This window comes from Rhizobium favelukesii (assembly GCF_000577275.2).
Classification (GTDB): domain Bacteria; phylum Pseudomonadota; class Alphaproteobacteria; order Rhizobiales; family Rhizobiaceae; genus Rhizobium; species Rhizobium favelukesii.
Genome location: NZ_HG916852.1, coordinates 2430283 through 2447042, shown reverse-complemented (window position 1 = coordinate 2447042; position 16760 = coordinate 2430283). Strand labels below are relative to the sequence as shown.

Sequence of the window (16760 nt, the reverse complement as noted above, 5' to 3'; positions counted from 1 at the left end):
ACCAAGCGAAAATGCCTTCGCCGGACGCTCACGAAGTTCCTGAGCGGTATGGGCCGCCAACCACCTGCTACAACCGCTTCGTCCGCTGGCGGAAGGCTGGTGTCTGGGATCGGCTTCTTGAAGCGGTTTCAGAAGCTTACGATGGCGACATCGTCATGATCGACTCGACCTGTGTTCGCGTTCACCAGCACGCGGCCACGGGAAAAAAGGGGATCAAGACGATGGTGGCATGGGACGTTCCCGCGGCGGGCTCACGAGCAAAATCCACGCGCTCGTCGATGCTGAAGGTCGGCCCGTCACGCTCCGTCTGACCGGCGGGCAGATTGCTGATTGCACTGAAGCCGATGCGCTGACTGACAGCCTCGGCGAAGGCGACATCCTGCTTGCCGACAAGGGCTATGACAGTAACGCCATCCGGGCTAAGGCGGCCGCGCGCAAAGCCTGGGCCAACATCCCGCCCAAAGCAAATCGGACGGGCTCCTTCTCATTCTCGCGCTGGGTTTATCGGCAGCGAAACCTCGTGGAGCGGTTTTTCAACAAGATCAAACAGTTCAGAGGTATCGCCACACGCTACGACAAGCGCCCGGAAAACTATCTCGCCGCTGTCAAACTTGTCGCGGCGCGGATCTGGTGTCAGAGTTTATGAGTCGACGCCCTAGCACTACTTTGGCAGATTAATCCTCGGTTAACGATGATCGGCCATCTTTGACACTTCAACAGGGGTGCGAAGGATGGCAGAGCAGGATGTTGCACTGACGGAATGGCTGAAGCCGTTCGTTGAAAAGCTTGGCCACAAGAAGCGTCGGCAGATGTGCCCGATCTATGTTTCTGGCCTGATCGGGCCGGGAGATCGCAAGAGTATCGAGCCGATGGCGGAGCGCCTGGCACCTGATCGCTACGACCGCCTGCATCATTTCATCTCGGATGGCATTTGGGACGCCGGTCCGCTTGAGGCGGAATTGGCGGTGCAGGCTGACAGAATAGTCGGGGCTTCGGATGCTTTTCTGGTGATCGATGATACAGCTCTTCCGAAGAAGGGCGATCATTCTGTTGGGGTCGCACCACAATATGCATCGATGCTAGGCAAGAGAGCCAACTGCCAGACGCTGGTGTCATTGACGCTGGCACGCGACGAGGTTCCTGTTCCCGTTGGCCTGCGGCTGTTCCTGCCCGACAGTTGGACCAGTGATCAGGATCGGATGGCAAAAGCCGGTGTTCCCGAGCTATTGCGCATATCCCGCACCAAACCGGAGATCGCGCTTGACGAGATCGACAGGCTGATTGCCGCGGGCGTGCGGTTTGGCACCGTGCTTGCTGACGCAGGTTACGGTCTGTCGGCCGCTTTTCGCCAGGGTTTGAGTGCGCGGGATCTCACCTGGGCGGTCGGCATTCCCAAGCATCAGAAGGTGTATCCCCATGATGTCGCATTGATCTTTCCTGTTGCTGGCCATGGACGACCGCGCAAGCATTCAATCCCCGATACGCTGTCGACAGCAGCCGAAACGATCCTTGCGGCATCGACATGGAAGACGCTCAGCTGGCGGCGCGGCACCAAAGGTCGATTGGTAGCGCGCTTTGCTGCCGTCCGCATTCGAATTGCGGATGGCAGTCCGCAGCGTATCCTCGACAAGGGACAGCAGCATATGCCGGGCGAGGAAGCCTGGTTGGTTGGCGAGTGGCGCTCAAACGACGAACGCAAATATTATCTGTCCAATCTGCCGACCGCGGCGACATTGAAACAACTCGCGGCGGCCATTAAAGCTCGTTGGGTCTGTGAGCAGGCTCATCAGCAGATGAAGGAAGAACTCGGCCTCGATCACTTCGAAGGCCGATCATGGCAAGGCCTCCATCGACACGCACTGATGACCATGATCGCTTATGCCTTCCTGCAGCATCAGCGCCTATACAAGGCAAAGCGGGAAAAAAAGGAACAGACGCGGCCCGCCTAAACCGACACTGCCAGCTATCCGACGCGCCGTCATAGCCGCGCTCTCAAACCACCATCCACCACAACGATGTCCACACTGCCGTATCAGGTTCCAAATGACCCAAAAATCAATTCTGCCAAAGTAGTGCTAGTGGTTCAGGACAATGCCACGGTTTATGAGGCCGAGTAGAGCTCAGGCGATCCTGAGGACGACCTTCGCATCACGGGCCGCTGCAAGGAATGCGGCTTGGGCTTCGCCCTGGGTCACCGCGCCGGTGACGGTCCCGGCGCAGGCCTCCATCGCTAGGATGAATCCGATGCCGCTCGTGACCGGCCAATTGGTAAAAAGCATATCAAGGGCTTCTTCTGCCGATCCTATGGCGTGGAGCGCTTGGTTGCGCTCAACGATTAAGGCGAGCCACTCCTGTGCCGACACAAGGTCTCCAATTCACGTTGGAGCGATGGACGAATGACGGATCGCACAGTTGGCCAGCGTTTGACATGAGGGGAGAAAAATTCTGACCTGGCGATCCACTCTCTAAACTCCCGTTGTGATACGTTGTTCCACGCACGCTATTCGTCTGCTGCGGCTGGAAGGCGAAGAAGCAGTAATTCAAGTAACTCAGCGGCGGTTAACGTCGGAAATTGCGACAATAGATCGATGGCAACACCTGCGGCCGTCTGCACCGAAAGGCTGTTGGGGTCAGTTCGGGTTGCTCCGCACCACCCCTGGAGGGAGGCAGTCACAGTTTCAAGTTCGTTGTCGCTGAGGTCCACGTGGGTGAGAAAGTTCATTGAATGGCTCCCGCCAAAGGCAAGAGCATATGTTATCTCCCAATCGGCTCTGCCCGTAAAACAAATGGAGCCAACCTAATCATGTTACGCCGATCAGGAAGAACACGATAGCACTAACGCCGTGTAAATGTGGCGGTTTATGAGTTGACGGAATGATCGCCCATGAGAAGTCCAAACAGACCACCGACTCGTGGGTTCTGTTTCTTGGCCAACGAGAGGCCTAGAGCGCCGTACCTTTAATCGAACCCATAGCCTGCGGCTGTGATGGCGAATTCTTTGTCGGTGGCAAGGAGCGGCAGAGATCGCCGACAGACTGTGACTGTCCGGTGGTGGCGGAACGCATGCGGATTGGTGGGCCGCGTTCGGAAGCTAGGCGAGTCGGCCGAGGGCGGTCAAGTGTTCGTGATAGCCCTCGCATCTGCTTGATGGCGCGTCATTTTCGCGTCTAGAACGCAACGCGGCGAGGAGACCTCATATGAGCACGTTTCAGGCATTCATAGCGGCCGGAATGATGGTCGGCTTGGCTGCGATTACTTCAGCTTGTACGGCGACGCCGCGAAATCCAAATCCGCCTGATTTTCGATATCAACCACGGAATTCCGTGAACCCCGCTTGCGCGGACGGCTTCAGGCCGACCAACGCGCTCTCGTGCAGCTACTGACCGGGCAGGGCTCTTCTGCGGTCGCTTGGGTCTCTGGCGCAGCCTCGTTGGCCGACATCGTGACGAATTCGGTTTCTTTGAAATATGCTTTGAAGACCACAGACAGCTCCTCACAGAGGTTCTTAGAGGTCTCAAAGTCCTCAATAACGTGGCTGTAAATATCTCGAATTAGGGATTCCAATTCAAACGCGGCCAATTCAAAGACGTGAGCTTGGTCTTTTGGAAGTACAGTAATTACTTCACCTTTCCTCTTCCCCGAGAGCTTCGTAAAAGGCTTCATATTTTCTTGGAGCGCCTCCCGCTTTCGGGAGTAAATGTCCAAACTCGCCGCAATGGATCGGTATCTGGCAAAAAGGAGCTGACAGTCGTTTATCAGGTCTGCTCGTTTCGCTTCGACTAAGGGAACGAACTCATTAGACGTAACGCTCGAAACGTCGTCGGTTGCTCCTGCTTGTGGGCGAATCTTTTTCCACATTTCTCCATGGAGAAGCCCGTGATTGTTCGCCTCGTTTAGCCCGCTCCACATGTAGCCGCGATGGGTGAAGTAGCCATTGGAAACTGCTTGTATCTTGAGAAACAGGGACAATGCTGCAGCCCTTTCAAGCTCCAGTTGCCTCACCCGCTCTCGGCTTTCTGAGCGCCTCTCCGTCTGCCAAGCCAGCAGCCATGAAGTGACGCCGCCCATGACCGCGCCCCCGAATCCAGCGTAAAGCGTTGCCTGGTCGGAGGATGAAATGCTTTTCACAGCCAGGTCTTCGACGTGAATGCCAGAGTAGGCGATAAACCCACTCGGGACGATTACGCCGCCAAGTACGCCAAGTAGGAAAAGTGGAAACCCGTCCGTTAGTTCATTTTTTGCATTGGATGCCGACACGTTTCGCTTGGTGATGCCGTTGCTTGGCAACTCAGCCACCCGCGCCAGGAGGAGCGTCGTTCGTCACGTGCTCCTTGTACTGAACGGTTTCGTCAGTGTTCATGTCGATCGATGCGCCGGTAGGCTGCGTCAGGCGCACGCCAGCACCGCCAGAGCCCGTGTAGTTGCCATCAATGAAGGTGACACCGGCGGCTGTCGACGCGTGCTCCAGGGCATCCATCGTCGACTGCTTCGCGTCTGAGCCATTCTCAATACGATTGACCGTATTCGCGGTCACACCGGACTTTGCAGCGAGATCGCGAACTCCCCAACCCCGATGGCGGCAAAGACGACAGAGACAATTTCGCGGCAGCGTGTAAGTCCTGCAACGATAGCCGCGGCAAATGGGACTGGCTTTCTTACGCTAGCCTAAAACGAGACGAGTTCTTCTAGGCGCGGCATGCGCGCCGGCCAGACTGATCCCCCTGACTGGGCTGGCCTCTTTCATTCGCCACTACCAACGGCAACGCCCGCACCAGGGCGTACCACGTGAGGAGGGCGCGAATGCCGGCAGCTTTTTTCTTATATTGCAGCGGGACTGTTGCTTCTGCCGTCGAAATAACCTTTTCGTGAATTCGTTATAACGGTGAGCTGGCGTCATCAGAAAAGGCCCGGCGCGTGGACCGCCGAGCCTTTTTGCGCTGGCGTTGAGGGACTAACCAGAGCGCGCAATGGCCCTGTTAGGAGTTCATTGCGTGGGTGGAGAACTCACAGAGGTGTGAAAGGTTCCTCGTAAAAGCCCGGCGGGGACGGGGAATCAGCGCCGGGCCTATGCGAACCTCTGCATTTGGGCGATGCTTGGTCCCACAGCGTGGAATTGAAGCGCTGTATCGATAGAACTGGTGTAACGTAGGATAGTTCCAGTCGGCCAAAACGATCTTGGAAGCACGTTATGATAACTCGCTATTTCTCGTCTAAAAATTCAATAAAATACAACAAAATCAATGAGATTTGGCGGAAGAGGTGGGATTCGAACCCACGGTACGGTTTCCCGCACGCCGGTTTTCAAGACCGGTTCCTTAAACCACTCGGACACTCTTCCATCTAATTGATAAGGTTGAGAAATCGACATTTTGTTGATTTCAAAGAATCGGTGTTTGCTACCGATTTGCTACCCGATCACTCGACGGCTGGCTTTTTAGCAGCTTTGATGGCTGCGTCAACTTGCTCTGCAGCGTTTGCCTGCATCCCCCGAGGTCAAGCGGGATTCCGGTCGTCGAGTGCCCGAGACGCTCGCTGGCAATCTTCTGATGCACGCCGGCCGCAAGCAACTGCGTCACGTGGGAGTGGGATGTCAGCACATCGATCCGGCTGCCTATCTGGGAATGGCCAATGACGATCAAGGAGCGACAAGAACGAGAGGCGCACGATCGGGAGAACCCGTGGCGCCCGATGAGCACGGCGAAACCATCCGGCGGCCTCATCTGCGACCTGCTATTCGACGAGATGGCAGGCCATTTCGCTACCGAAGGTCTGCAGTACTTCCTAGATCCTGATGGTCACTGGTACCAATTCGGTCCGCCGAGGCGAGTTTACGCCCCGGCGCCATCAACTGGCGACCATCCTATGTACACATGACGCCGGAGGGGCGGAGCATCATCAAAAAGAGGGCTGAACGTTGAACATTCAAACACACAAACGAGCCTTCAATCCAAGCAACGAAGAGCGTCTGGCGAAGGTGACGAAGGCCGAGGAGCCGAAGTTTCGTTGCCTTCGCAGCGAGGAAGCAGGCAAGGAGGAGTTGTGGTTCGCCGTGGCCGCCGCCGGGTTCGAGGGGGCCGCCATGTGTAATCCCGTCCGCAGGGTGTTCTGAGAGCATTCAACGCAAAGCCAGTGGCTGTTCAGGTCAGCAACTCCTTGGCTCGGGCATCGATCTTCTCGCAAGCATCCTCGAATGGATCGAATATCGGCGCTAAGGGAGAAGCGCCGAGCAGAAGAAGAGCTCTTAGGTGCTGCCAGCCGCCTTCCTCGCCAAGGACTGTCGCATAGGATGTCATTTCCTCGCGCGCCTCACCGGCATATAGCCGTTCGTATTCCGCAAAATTCGAGAAATTTTCGCGATTGCTATCCGAGGGATGGAAGGTCTCTGCCGCAGCGCCCTGCGCAAGGATCACTTCGTGGGTCGCGAGCAGGACGGCGTAATACTCGATCGTCATATCGTCGTGGGGTGCGATCGGTGCGATCGTCGTACCATTCACGAGATCCTTCACGCGGATCAAAACGCCATTCAGGAATAGCGCATGGCCAGGCGACAGGTAGAGATCCGAATGTGGCGTACGACTATCAAGCGCATGGCGCGCCACTCGGATTGGCACGAGACCGTCATGCCAGTGCGCGCCGCCCTTCCTGAACACTTGGCGACCAACCCATTTGATCGCGCGGGTGTCTCCGCCCGGAAGAGCGACGCGATCGCCAATCCGAAGATCCTCAACATACTTTTCACCGCAATCCGTGAGGATCGACGTACCACGCAGGAAGCACTGCGCACCGCTGCTCCCGCCTCCGCCGGAGTTGCCGTTGCCGCCGGAGTTGCCGTTGCCGTTGCCCCATCCCAAATGCAGGCCCGCAGCGCGCGCTGGCGACGATGAGGCCGCCATGGCAATGGCCGCCACGCTCGCGAAACGAGCACCGGCCGCGGCCGCCACTCCCAGAAAACGCCGGCGTGCAGTATTGCGAGGCAGGTTGGGATCTTTGAAATAAGACATCCTGACACTCCTTTGAGAAAGGGACGGGAGCCCCCGAATACCGTGGGATGAGATCCCGAACAAAAGACAGTCGTATTCACCCAGACAGGAAGCAATTAATTCTAGACTGTCTTCCGCGCGATGCCAGATGTACTTAGGTACTATACTTTAGGACTATTTGTTTATCTGCTGGAACCGCCCTAACCGGCGCCGCTCGTCTTTTGATGCTTAACAAAAACGGCAATCATCACAATCTGTGGAGAAAACAAATGAACGTACTCGTTACGGTTCAGCACATCCGCGCGACCGCTCTCCAGTCTGTCAATGAAGCCAACATGAAATCCGTCCTGGTGTCGCTCGATCGCTATCGCGAGGACTTCGGCATGGACCGCGTGCACCGCGTGGTGCAGTACCTGGCGCAGCTTATGCATGAAAGCGGCGACTTCCGATACGATCGCGAGATCTGGGACCGACGCCGGCGCGGGCCTGCTACGACACGCGCGCGGATCTCGGCAACACGCCGGCGCTCGATGGCGACGGAAATATATGGGTCGCACCGGCGTGCAGCTCACCGGCAAAGCCAACGATCAGGCGTTCTACGACTGGTCCGAGGCAAAGGGCTTCAACCCGGCGGACTTCGTCGCCAATCCGGATCTAGCCGATAACGACCCATGGGAAGGGCTGGTGCCGCTCTGGTATTGGGGCAGCCACAACCTCAATCGCTTCGCCGATCAGGGCGACATCGAGACGATCACTACGAAGACCAATGGCGGCATGAACGGCTTCGACGATCGCGTCGATCACTTCGCACACCCGACGCTGGTGCTGGTCCTGAAGCCAACTGCCATCCGCACCAGCAAATGGGTGAAGTTCCGGCAGAAGTGCGCAACCTCCGTGACGCCTCCGCGCGTCAGAAGTGAAGTCGGTCGCAAGCCGGGCAACGATGCATCAGCGCGTGGATCAACTCGTTGATCGCGTCGGAAAGGTGGAAGGAAATGTAGCTGCCGTTCAGGAAGACATCTCGGAAATGCGTCCAGTCACCGATGACCTGAAGCGTTGGAAGCTGATGGGCAGGGGCGATCGGGGTTATTGGCATCGGGAGCATGGCGCTGGGTGTCACTTTTGCCGACGTCATCTGTCGCATAGCGGTCGCTGTCATCGCCCGGTAGGACAGGGCGAACATGGCGGCGATCTAGACAGAGGCTGTAACGTTCGGCTTACGTCCACTGAAGGGAAGCCCTCGCGGGTTTGCGCATAGGGCAGGGCCGTCTTGTCCTGCATGCCACTGACAGAACAGCCACAAACTACGCCCGTCTGCCGAGATCGCTAGTCGGACCGAAGCGCTAAGACCGAGATGTCCAGCGAGTTGATAGAACTTTCAGCCGATTGCCGGGAAGAAGTTCGATCACTCGTGTGTGAGATTGATCGGTACATCAAGGATCTCGGTTTCCGTGAATCCCTGGGCGACCAATGGCTGTTCTATGTCGTATAGATCGAGGGCCGCCCTTACCCGGGGGAGGAGCGCCATCAAGGCGGTTCGAGTTTCCTGTTACCTCGTCAATCACGCGCCGCAAAAGACCCCGCAGTCGCGGTTGCGGGGGCCGAGTCGAGAGTTGGGCTTGAGGGGTTTCATTTCTCAAGCCAGCCGTAAACGCTGCACACTGCAATTTGTTCCCACTCCATGTCGAGGTTGTCGAAGAATTGTTCTAAACTGAAACAAGCGCGTTCGATGCAGCGGAAGCCGACCATTTTTTTCGTTAGGCTGGAAGTGTGACTGTCCCTCGATCATCACCTGCATCTCAGTGATCCGTTCTCTCAGCGGCCGCGGCCTCTTTCATGCCGCCTCCTTAGCTCGACTTTGTACAAAATCGGTGGTGATTTCGGGGGCATCTGAGCAGCCCTGGGTGAATCAATTCGCCGCAGGGTCCCGGCCTTGCGCCATTCGTTTGATCGGATTCGAACGAATGGATGAGCGAACAACATGATTGTAGCCGTGAGCCGGGAGACGCGGTCCCCCACATCCTTCGCAAATGGCTGTCGCCGTTTCGTTTCTGGTTTACCGCGCCAAGCTGGGAGCATCTGCTGGTCCTGGTGATGGGTGCGCTCCTTTCGCCTGGCAAGCGAACGGTGACGGCCTGCCTGCGCATCACCGGACGCGCGGAGGTAAGTAATTTTGCCGCCTATCATCAACTCCTCAACCGAGCCCGCTGGAACCCTCGCACGTTGGCGGCCCGTCTGCTGTCCATCATTGTTGCCCGGCTCGTGCCCGAGGGCCCTGTCGTGATTGGCATGGATGATACAATCGAACGGCGTTGGGGCCAACGCATCGCCGCGCGTGGAATTTATCGTGACCCGGTGCGCTCCAGCCATGGCCACTTTGTCAAAGCCAGCGGCTTGAGATGGTTGAGCTTCATGGTTCTTTCACCTGTCCCATGGGCAAAATGTATTAAAGCCCTGCCGGTGCTGACGATCCTGTGTCCCTCTGAGCGCCATGATCAGAAGAAGGGCCGAAAGCACAAGCTGCTGACTGATTGGGCAAGGCAAGGCGTCTTGCAGCTTTGCCGCTGGCTGCCGGGCCGCGAAATCATCTTTGTCGGCGATAGCAGCTTTGCCGTTCATACACTGGCTGCGGCTCTTCCCGACACGGCCACTCTCATCACGCGGTTGCGTCTGGATGCCAGTCTCTTTGCTCCACCAGATCAACGGCACGAACATACGCTCGGGCGACCGGCGCAAAAAGGCAGGCCATTGCCGAAACTGAAAACGCTCCTCAAAGACGCAAAGACCGAGTGGCAGCGCATCGTCGCATCGTCCTGGTACGGCAAGCAAACCGACAAAACCCTTGATGTCACATCAGGAACCGGCCTCTGGTATCGGCGTGGAACGCCCCCAAGACCAATTCGCTGGGTTCTCGTTCGCGATCCATCAGGCCGTCGTGAACCCCAGGCGTTCATGAGCACCAACGTCAACCTTGAGCCCGCTCAGATCATTGCCTATTTCGTTCGGCGCTGGCAGATCGAGGTCACCTTCGCCGAAACGCGAGCGCATCTTGGCGTGGAAACCCAACGGCAGTGGAACGACAAAGCCATCATGCGCACGACCCCGTCGCTGCTGGCGCTCTACAGCCTCGTCACACTCTGGGCATGCGATCTGCTCGGTCATGGCGTCCTTCCCTATGCCGCCGCCTGGTACAAGAAAACAGAGTTCACCTTCTCCGATGCCATCGGTGCGGTTCGCATGATCCTGTGGGATCAGGATATTTATCGACAGCACCCGCCAGACCCGGACATTCCTGAAACTCAACCAAGCCGCCTCAAGCGGATGACACAAGCACTTTGCTTCGCTGCATAATGTACAAAGTCGAGCTTAGTCGTTGCGTCATTGCAACGTGGAGGGAACCATGCAGGCGGGTCGTTGTTCCGACAGACTACAGCCGCTCGTACGCGCTCGCCGCCTATATTTCGAATCGTACTGGTTCGGGTCGTGTCGCATTCTTTATCTTTTTAAGATTTGCCTGACGTAATTATTTGATGTCAAAAGCCTCCTCGTTCCAAGTCCCTCATTGCAGATGAGAAGCCGCTTCGCAGTCGAGCACGGAAGCCGCGCGACCCCTCCCAGCCGAAACATCCCCTTGATCCAATGCCGGCTCACGTTGAACCGTGCCTCGCGCTTCTCAAGCCGCGCCCGCCGATCGGTCAAGATTGGACCTATGAAGTGAAATGGGATGGCTATCGGATTGCCCTCCACCTGAACAATGGAAATGTCCGGATCCTCACGGCGCGCAAGCAGTGCCCATTGGCGAGCCGACCTTCGTGCTGTTTGGGGAACGAGTCAGCGATTCATTTTCTCAGGGGGTCATGACTTGCAGCTTCTAGTACCCGTCGCACCCACTCGGCCAACGCTGGATCTTCTAAAAGGTGAAATTGGAACGTTTTTTCGTCGAGCTTCCCCAGCCGGTAGGCGTAAACTAGCTCTTGTTGTTGTTTGTTCAACCCTCGGACCTTCGCGTGCTTGGGTGAGACGATCCCCAGCTCGGTCAGCCGGCTTTTGAATGCCTCGTTCGACGACATGACATTCTCCTCCTGAGTAGAAAACAAAAAAGGAGCTCCAAAGGTTCCGGGGATCGGTCGACAGATTGACAAAAGTGGCGTGCATTTAGCCATGGTCTGCGCAAAGAGGATACGATGTGCTGCTTCTCAGGTTGAGGTACGAAGGCGGGATGCCAGGACCGCTTGACAATCATATTCTAGAGTGCGCCAGCCCAGTCGCCGATTGATGCGAGAAGACTTTGAGCGTTCGTTCTGGCTGAAAGGGCTTCGCATTCACGTCGGCGCCTGCACGTTGGCATTGACACTGATCTCGGCAGACGCGGCTTTCGGAGCCGCCTCTACTACTGTCGCCCATCGCGGTTAACTCAGACCACGCAGCGTTTAAGCCGTTCGGGGGCAGGTCAACAGGTTCTATCGGCTCGGCGGATTACGACGGAAAGGAGCTCCCTTGCCGACCTGCCTGCTGGGCGCGCGCCGAGCGTGTTCCTTAGAGTGTTAAATTAGTGACCTATTAACCATATTAGTTAGAATTTTCCCTATCTCGGGGAAATGCTTCGCAAATTCGCCATGAAAGCCGCATGATTAAAGTCTCGTTAGGTTGGTGGGATTAGGGGTGTCTGGCCCAGATCGGGGCAGATTTCTTAACCATAACGGTCTTGAGCGGCGTGGGACATATGAAAAGAGACTACGGGGCGGCGTCATTCGCAACGGGAATGCGATGGGTTGGGCTGTCGCTCATCTGCGCAACGGTGACGGCTTGTGGCACGGCGCCGGCTCCGACAAAACGCACTCACGGCAAGGAATATTTCTCGGAGAAGGAATACGGCGTTAAGGCCAGTCCGCGCGTCGCCACCGGCAACAATATCCCGAAAGGCGGCGGCCGTTATCTCGTCGGAAACCCATATGTGGTGAAGGGTAAGTGGTATTACCCCAAGGAAGATTTTTCGTACAGCAAGGTCGGAATTGCATCATGGTACGGCTCGGCCTTTCATGGTCGCCTGACGGCAAACGGCGAAGTCTATGACCAGATGCACCTTTCCGCCGCGCATCCGACGTTTCCTCTGCCGAGCTATGCGCGTGTGACGAATACGGAAAATGGTTCGTCAATTATCGTTCGTGTCAACGATCGTGGCCCCTATCACGAAGGGCGCATCATCGACCTGTCCAACAAGACGGCGGATATGCTTGACCTGCAGCATAGTGGTACCGGAAAAGTCCGCGTCCAGTATGTTGGCCGTGCCCGCATGGATGGTCACGACATGCCCTACCTGATGGCTTCCTATGTGCCGAAGGGCAGCCGCATTCCGGGCATCAACCCGGGCGGCGGGCAGATCGCCACCGGCGTCATGGTTGCCTCCAACAGCAAGCGCATAACCGCAGACCAACTCCAGAGCTTCGGCGGCTTCACGCCTGAACCGGAGAGTGTCCCGGTGCCGGTCTCGGCGACGTCCTATGCCGGCTCGACCCCGAGCGCCAGCTACAATGCCGCGCCCGTTCCGACGCCGATGCGCTCTCCATCCTTTGGCGGCGTCGCGCCGTTGGCGGAGCCGACGACCGGGCAGATGCTCGTTCTGCCGGAATTTGGTCCTTTGCCATATGAACGTCCCTATGGAGGGCAGCGTTCTCTCGCGATGGGGTATCAGGACGAGGGTGCCAAGACCGCTACCGTCGAACTCGCTTTCGATGCAGTGATGGTTCGCAACGACGGGCAGCAGGACTCCATCCTGGCGTCCTTCAAGCGGCAGAAGGCGGCCGCCGCGCACGGCGAGTAGCGACGGCCATTGCGTCGCTCTCGGTCCGCCGTTAGCATCGTCAAGGTCGCCCGTGCTGTGGGGTTTTCGGTGTTGAAGCGTTTAGTTCGCCTCTGTGTTTGTCTTCTGCCTTTTGCAACGGGTGCCGTTGCCGCAAACAGTGATACCAACGCGTCATTTGTTACCAAGGCAGCGCAAGCCTACATGATCGAGGCGTCCACCGGCACCGTGCTTCTTGCCAAGAACGAGAATGAGGCCTTCTCGCCAGCGTCGCTCGCGAAACTGATGACGGTGGATCTCGTCTTCGACGCGCTCTCAAAGAACCAGATCACACTCGATACGCAATATCCCGTTTCCGAATACGCCTGGCGAACGGGCGGCGCGCCGTCGCGCACGGCGACAATGTTTGCTGCGCTCAAGTCGAATGTCCGCGTCGAGGATCTCATCAAGGGCGTCGCCATTCAGGGCGCCAATGATAGCTGCATCATTCTCGCCGAAGGAATGAGCGGTGGTGAGCCGGCCTTTGCGGCGGCCATGATGCGGCGCGCCAAAACGCTCGGCATGGAGCGATCTGTCTTCGGGAATTCGACCGGGCTGCCTGACGGCAAGAGCAAGACGACTGCGCTTGACATGGTGACGCTGGCCGCGGAACTGCGAAAGTCCTACCCGAACCTCTATCCCTATTTCGCGCAGCCCGATTTCGAATGGAACAGGATTTTCCAGCGCAACCGTAACCCGCTGCTCGGTTTCGGCATGGGGGTCGATGGCCTGGCGATCGGCTTTGCCGAGGGAGAAGGGTATTCCATCGTTGCTTCAGCCGAACGCGACGGCAGGCGGCTTTTTATGGCACTGGGCGGCATTGCCTCCGACAAGGAGCGCACCGAAGAGGCCAAACGCGTGCTCGAATGGGGGCTCACCGCGTTCGAGAGCCGCCAGATTTTCGCCGACGCTGAGGTGATCGGCCAAGCCAGCGTCTACGGTGGAACGTCGCGCAGCGTCGATCTCGTGGCGAAAACACCGGTGAGCGTCTATATCCCGATCAACAATCCAGAGCGGTTGTCGGCGCGCATCGTCTATCGTTGGCCGTTGATGGCCCCGGTGGAGGCAGGTCATGAAATAGGGACGCTGCGCATCTTTGCGGCTGGCCGCCTGTTGCGTGAAGTGCCGCTTTATACGAAGGAGACCGTGGCGGTCGGCTCTTTGAGCAGCCGCGCCGTCGATGCTCTGATGGAGCTCGGCGAAACGTTGCTGTTCTCCTGGCTGTGGGATAAGCCCGAACCCACGTGATCGCCATGTTCGCCGTTCAGGGTGAGAGTTGTCGCCGGGCGGTTTCGCTTTTCGCCGCCTTCCGGTAGATGTACAGCAGTGGTGCGGGCGAGCGCCGTAATGCAGGAAGTAGTCATTGCCATCCGGTACTGGATTGTTCGTAACGTTTGAAGGCGGGGAGGGTGCGGGAAAGTCGACGCAAATCCGTCGCCTTGCCGAGGCTCTTCGTGGTCGCGGCTATGAGGTGCTGCTGACGCGAGAGCCGGGCGGGTCGCCAGGTGCGGAAGCCGTGCGTCATGTGCTTTTGTCGGGTGCTGCCGAAGCCTTCGGAACACGCATGGAGGCAATCCTTTTTGCAGCAGCACGCAATGATCACGTAGAGGAAGTCATCCGGCCGGCTCTCATGAGTGGCAAGGTGGTTCTTTGCGATCGTTTCATGGATTCTTCCCGCGTCTATCAGGGTGTGACCGGAAATCTCGAATCGGAATTCATCGAGGCGCTGCAGCGCGCCGCCGTCAACGGCATCGTCCCGGATTGCACGCTGATCCTCGATCTGCCGGCACGGGCTGGTCTGGAGCGGGCCCGCAGGCGCGGTGCGGCTGGCGATGTGAGCCCCGATCGCTTCGAGAAGGAAGAGCTGGAAACCCACGAGAAGCGCCGGGAAGCCTTTCTCGATATCGCTGCCCGGGAGCCCAACCGTTGCCGCGTGATCGATGCGATGCAGACCGAGGAAGCGATCGCCGCGGAGATTGTCGAGATCATCTGGCAACGTCTGTCGCATCCTGCTGCGGCGAAGGTAGCGGAAGCAGCTCATGAGTGATGAACGGCCGGGATTGCTCGACGGCGCCATTTGGCCAGCCGAGAACATGAAGCTATTTGGTCATGAAGACGCCGAGGCATTCCTCGCGCAGTCATACCGCTCGGGCAAAGGCCACCACGCAATCCTGCTCGAGGGGCCACCGGGTATCGGCAAGGCAACGCTGGCATTCCGCTTTGCAAACCATGTCTTGACGCATCCCAATCCGGCTAGTTCGCCGGAGCTGCTGGCGGATCCCGATCCGGCCTCGCCGGTGAGCCGCCAGATCGCCTCGGGCGCATCGCATAACCTGCTTTACCTGGCGCGGCCCGTTGATGAGAAGACGGGGAAGGTCAAATCTGCCATCACGATCGATGAGGTGAGACGGGCAGGGCGCTTCTTCTCGCAAACGTCGGGCACCGGCAATTGGCGCATCGTCATTATCGACCCGGCCGATGACATGAACCGCAATGCCGCGAATGCGATTCTGAAAATCCTTGAAGAGCCGCCGAAGCGCGCCCTGTTCCTGCTCATTTCGCATGCGCCCGGCAAGCTGCTGCCGACAATTCGCTCGCGGTGCCTGCCACTGAAGCTTGCGCCGCTTGAAGACGGCGCCCTCGGCGCCGCGCTCGCACATCTCGGCATCGAGGCCGGCGATCCCGACCTGTTTGCGGCTGCGAACGGCAGCGTAGGCGAAGCGCTGAAGCTGGTGAACTATGGCGGCGGTGAGATCATCGAGGCTTACAACGAGGTTCTGCAAGCGCAAGGAGCGTCTGCCCGCAGGGCGATGCATCGGCTGGCGGATGCGCTTTCCGGCAAGGATAGCGATACAATCTTTGAGTTCTTCACCAGCCATGTCGCCGAAGACCTGACGCGCAAGGCACGGGCCGCTGCGATTGCGGGCCAGGTTGCTGCAGCGGAGCGGCTCGCCCGCCTGCATTCCGACATAGGCGAGCGACTAAGCGTTTCGGACGCCTACAATCTGGATCGCAAGCAGACGATCCTCAGCATCCTCGGAGACATCAAGCAGCCCGGTCCTTGATCAGGTAACGAGCAGCTTCCATGCGACAACGGCAAGCGTCAGCGCGAGTACAATGCGGATTGTCCGTTCATGGAGCTTCGGCGCGATCAGGCTGCCGGCGATGATCCCGGGGATCGAGCCCACCAGAAGGGCAAAGAGCATTCCCCAGTCGATCTCGCCGATCATCCAGTAGCCCATGCCACCGATCAGCGTCAGCGGCACTGCGTGGACGATGTCGGAGCCGACGATCTCGCGAACATCAAGGCGCGGGTAAAGCACGAGCAGCACCGTCACGCCAAGCGCTCCTGCGCCCACCGATGTCAGGGTCACGAGGATCCCGAGCACCAGGCCAAGCACGGTCGTCCAGATGGCGATCGTGATCGGCTTGGGCGAAGAGCGCTCCCCAATGGAGCGAAGCGCAAGTGCCAGGACCTGCTTGCGAAAGACCAGCATGAATGCGGTCATGACAAGCAGCCAGCCAAGGGCTGTCGTGATCGTGTGGGCGACGTCGACACTCTTGCGGTCGACACCTGCCATCAGCCAGAGCATCAGCAGGGCGGCTGGAACGCTGCCGGCAGCAAGACAGCCGACAACACGCCAATTCACCCTGCCGTGCATGCCGTGCACTGCCGTCCCGGCCGTCTTGGTGACGGCAGCGTAGAGCAGATCAGTTCCGACGGCTGTGGCTGGATGAATGCCGAAGACAAGCACCAGCAAGGGCGTCATCAGTGATCCGCCGCCGACGCCTGTGATTCCGACAAGAGCGCCGACGAGAAGCCCCGAGAGCGAATAGAGGGGATCGAAACTGGAAAGGGTGGTCAAACGGTCGACCTCGAGCCTGCGCGTGAAATGATGCTGCCGAGTGCTGGGGATGTCACGTCACTGATGCCCCGTCTT

At 58.2% G+C, this 16760-nt stretch carries 15 protein-coding genes, 1 tRNA gene and 4 pseudogenes; 11 read left to right on the top strand and 9 right to left on the bottom strand.

Annotated elements, in window-relative coordinates; genetic code table 11:
• Positions 1-32: 32 nt before the first annotated feature.
• Positions 33-646, top strand: a pseudogene (locus tag LPU83_RS50700) (IS5 family transposase); the annotation flags it as partial.
• Between the two features lie 85 nt (positions 647-731).
• Positions 732-1946: pseudogene (locus tag LPU83_RS50695) on the top strand (IS701 family transposase); the annotation flags it as partial.
• A gap of 174 nt (positions 1947-2120) precedes the next feature.
• Here LPU83_RS50695 and LPU83_RS50690 read toward each other — a convergent pair.
• From LPU83_RS50690 to LPU83_RS50675, 4 genes are all read right to left on the bottom strand, one after another.
• On the bottom strand, positions 2121-2363 hold the full coding sequence (locus LPU83_RS50690) for a DUF982 domain-containing protein (protein WP_024319160.1): 243 nt from the start codon (positions 2361-2363) through the stop codon (positions 2121-2123).
• A 137-nt stretch (positions 2364-2500) separates the two neighbouring features.
• Positions 2501-2722: a hypothetical protein gene (locus LPU83_RS50685; RefSeq protein ID WP_024319159.1), complete on the bottom strand. Its 222-nt coding sequence runs from the start codon at positions 2720-2722 to the stop codon at positions 2501-2503.
• 626 nt (positions 2723-3348) lie between these two features.
• Positions 3349-4287 (bottom strand): hypothetical protein, encoded by a 939-nt coding sequence (locus tag LPU83_RS50680; protein WP_141652648.1) that lies wholly within the window; start codon positions 4285-4287, stop codon positions 3349-3351.
• A 1-nt stretch (position 4288) separates the two neighbouring features.
• Positions 4289-4534 carry a hypothetical protein gene (locus LPU83_RS50675; RefSeq protein WP_231052288.1) on the bottom strand — a complete coding sequence of 82 codons (246 nt, stop codon included), beginning with the start codon at positions 4532-4534 and terminating at the stop codon, positions 4289-4291.
• Positions 4535-4542: 8 nt separating this feature from the next.
• Between LPU83_RS50675 and LPU83_RS75830 the strand changes: the two genes are divergently transcribed.
• Positions 4543-4689, top strand: a complete 147-nt coding sequence (locus LPU83_RS75830) for an HNH endonuclease signature motif containing protein (protein WP_112334078.1) — start codon at positions 4543-4545, stop codon at positions 4687-4689.
• A gap of 559 nt (positions 4690-5248) precedes the next feature.
• Here the strand turns inward: LPU83_RS75830 and LPU83_RS50665 are convergent.
• Positions 5249-5338, bottom strand: a tRNA-Ser gene (locus LPU83_RS50665).
• Positions 5339-5914: 576 nt separating this feature from the next.
• On the opposite strand from LPU83_RS50665, the gene LPU83_RS50660 reads away from it, so the two are divergent.
• Positions 5915-6109, top strand: a complete 195-nt coding sequence (locus tag LPU83_RS50660) for a hypothetical protein (RefSeq protein ID WP_024319155.1) — start codon at positions 5915-5917, stop codon at positions 6107-6109.
• Between the two features lie 28 nt (positions 6110-6137).
• Here LPU83_RS50660 and LPU83_RS50655 read toward each other — a convergent pair whose 3' ends face one another.
• Positions 6138-7001, bottom strand: coding sequence for a Hint domain-containing protein (locus LPU83_RS50655; RefSeq protein ID WP_037069802.1), 864 nt, complete (start codon positions 6999-7001; stop codon positions 6138-6140).
• Positions 7002-7180: 179 nt separating this feature from the next.
• A complete protein-coding gene (locus LPU83_RS73460; RefSeq protein WP_051166803.1) occupies positions 7181-7411 on the bottom strand; it encodes a hypothetical protein in 231 nt (76 codons plus the stop codon).
• A 429-nt stretch (positions 7412-7840) separates the two neighbouring features.
• Here LPU83_RS73460 and LPU83_RS50645 point away from each other — a divergent pair.
• From LPU83_RS50645 to LPU83_RS74115, 3 genes and pseudogenes are all read left to right on the top strand, one after another.
• A pseudogene (locus tag LPU83_RS50645) lies at positions 7841-8149 on the top strand (DUF1515 family protein).
• Between the two features lie 799 nt (positions 8150-8948).
• Complete coding sequence (locus LPU83_RS50640) at positions 8949-10331, top strand: IS701 family transposase (protein WP_037068948.1); 1383 nt, start codon at positions 8949-8951, stop codon at positions 10329-10331.
• Between the two features lie 210 nt (positions 10332-10541).
• Positions 10542-10757: pseudogene (locus tag LPU83_RS74115) on the top strand (non-homologous end-joining DNA ligase); the annotation flags it as partial.
• 62 nt (positions 10758-10819) lie between these two features.
• Here LPU83_RS74115 and LPU83_RS50635 read toward each other — a convergent pair.
• Entirely contained in the window at positions 10820-11050 is a 231-nt protein-coding gene (locus tag LPU83_RS50635) for a hypothetical protein (RefSeq protein ID WP_024318889.1), read from the bottom strand.
• A gap of 653 nt (positions 11051-11703) precedes the next feature.
• Here LPU83_RS50635 and LPU83_RS50630 point away from each other — a divergent pair.
• From LPU83_RS50630 to LPU83_RS50615, 4 genes are all read left to right on the top strand, one after another.
• Positions 11704-12801 (top strand): septal ring lytic transglycosylase RlpA family protein, encoded by a 1098-nt coding sequence (locus LPU83_RS50630; RefSeq protein ID WP_024318888.1) that lies wholly within the window; start codon positions 11704-11706, stop codon positions 12799-12801.
• Positions 12802-12870: 69 nt separating this feature from the next.
• Positions 12871-14067: a D-alanyl-D-alanine carboxypeptidase family protein gene (locus LPU83_RS50625; protein WP_082321260.1), complete on the top strand. Its 1197-nt coding sequence runs from the start codon at positions 12871-12873 to the stop codon at positions 14065-14067.
• Between the two features lie 115 nt (positions 14068-14182).
• Positions 14183-14866, top strand: a complete 684-nt coding sequence (gene tmk / locus LPU83_RS50620) for a dTMP kinase (RefSeq protein ID WP_024318886.1) — start codon at positions 14183-14185, stop codon at positions 14864-14866.
• Positions 14859-15884 (top strand): DNA polymerase III subunit delta', encoded by a 1026-nt coding sequence (locus tag LPU83_RS50615; protein ID WP_024318885.1) that lies wholly within the window; start codon positions 14859-14861, stop codon positions 15882-15884. The genes tmk and LPU83_RS50615 overlap by 8 nt, the downstream gene beginning before the upstream one ends.
• Here the strand turns inward: LPU83_RS50615 and LPU83_RS50610 are convergent, their stop codons facing one another.
• Positions 15885-16685 (bottom strand): sulfite exporter TauE/SafE family protein, encoded by an 801-nt coding sequence (locus LPU83_RS50610; protein ID WP_024318884.1) that lies wholly within the window; start codon positions 16683-16685, stop codon positions 15885-15887.
• Positions 16686-16760: the final 75 nt, after the last annotated feature.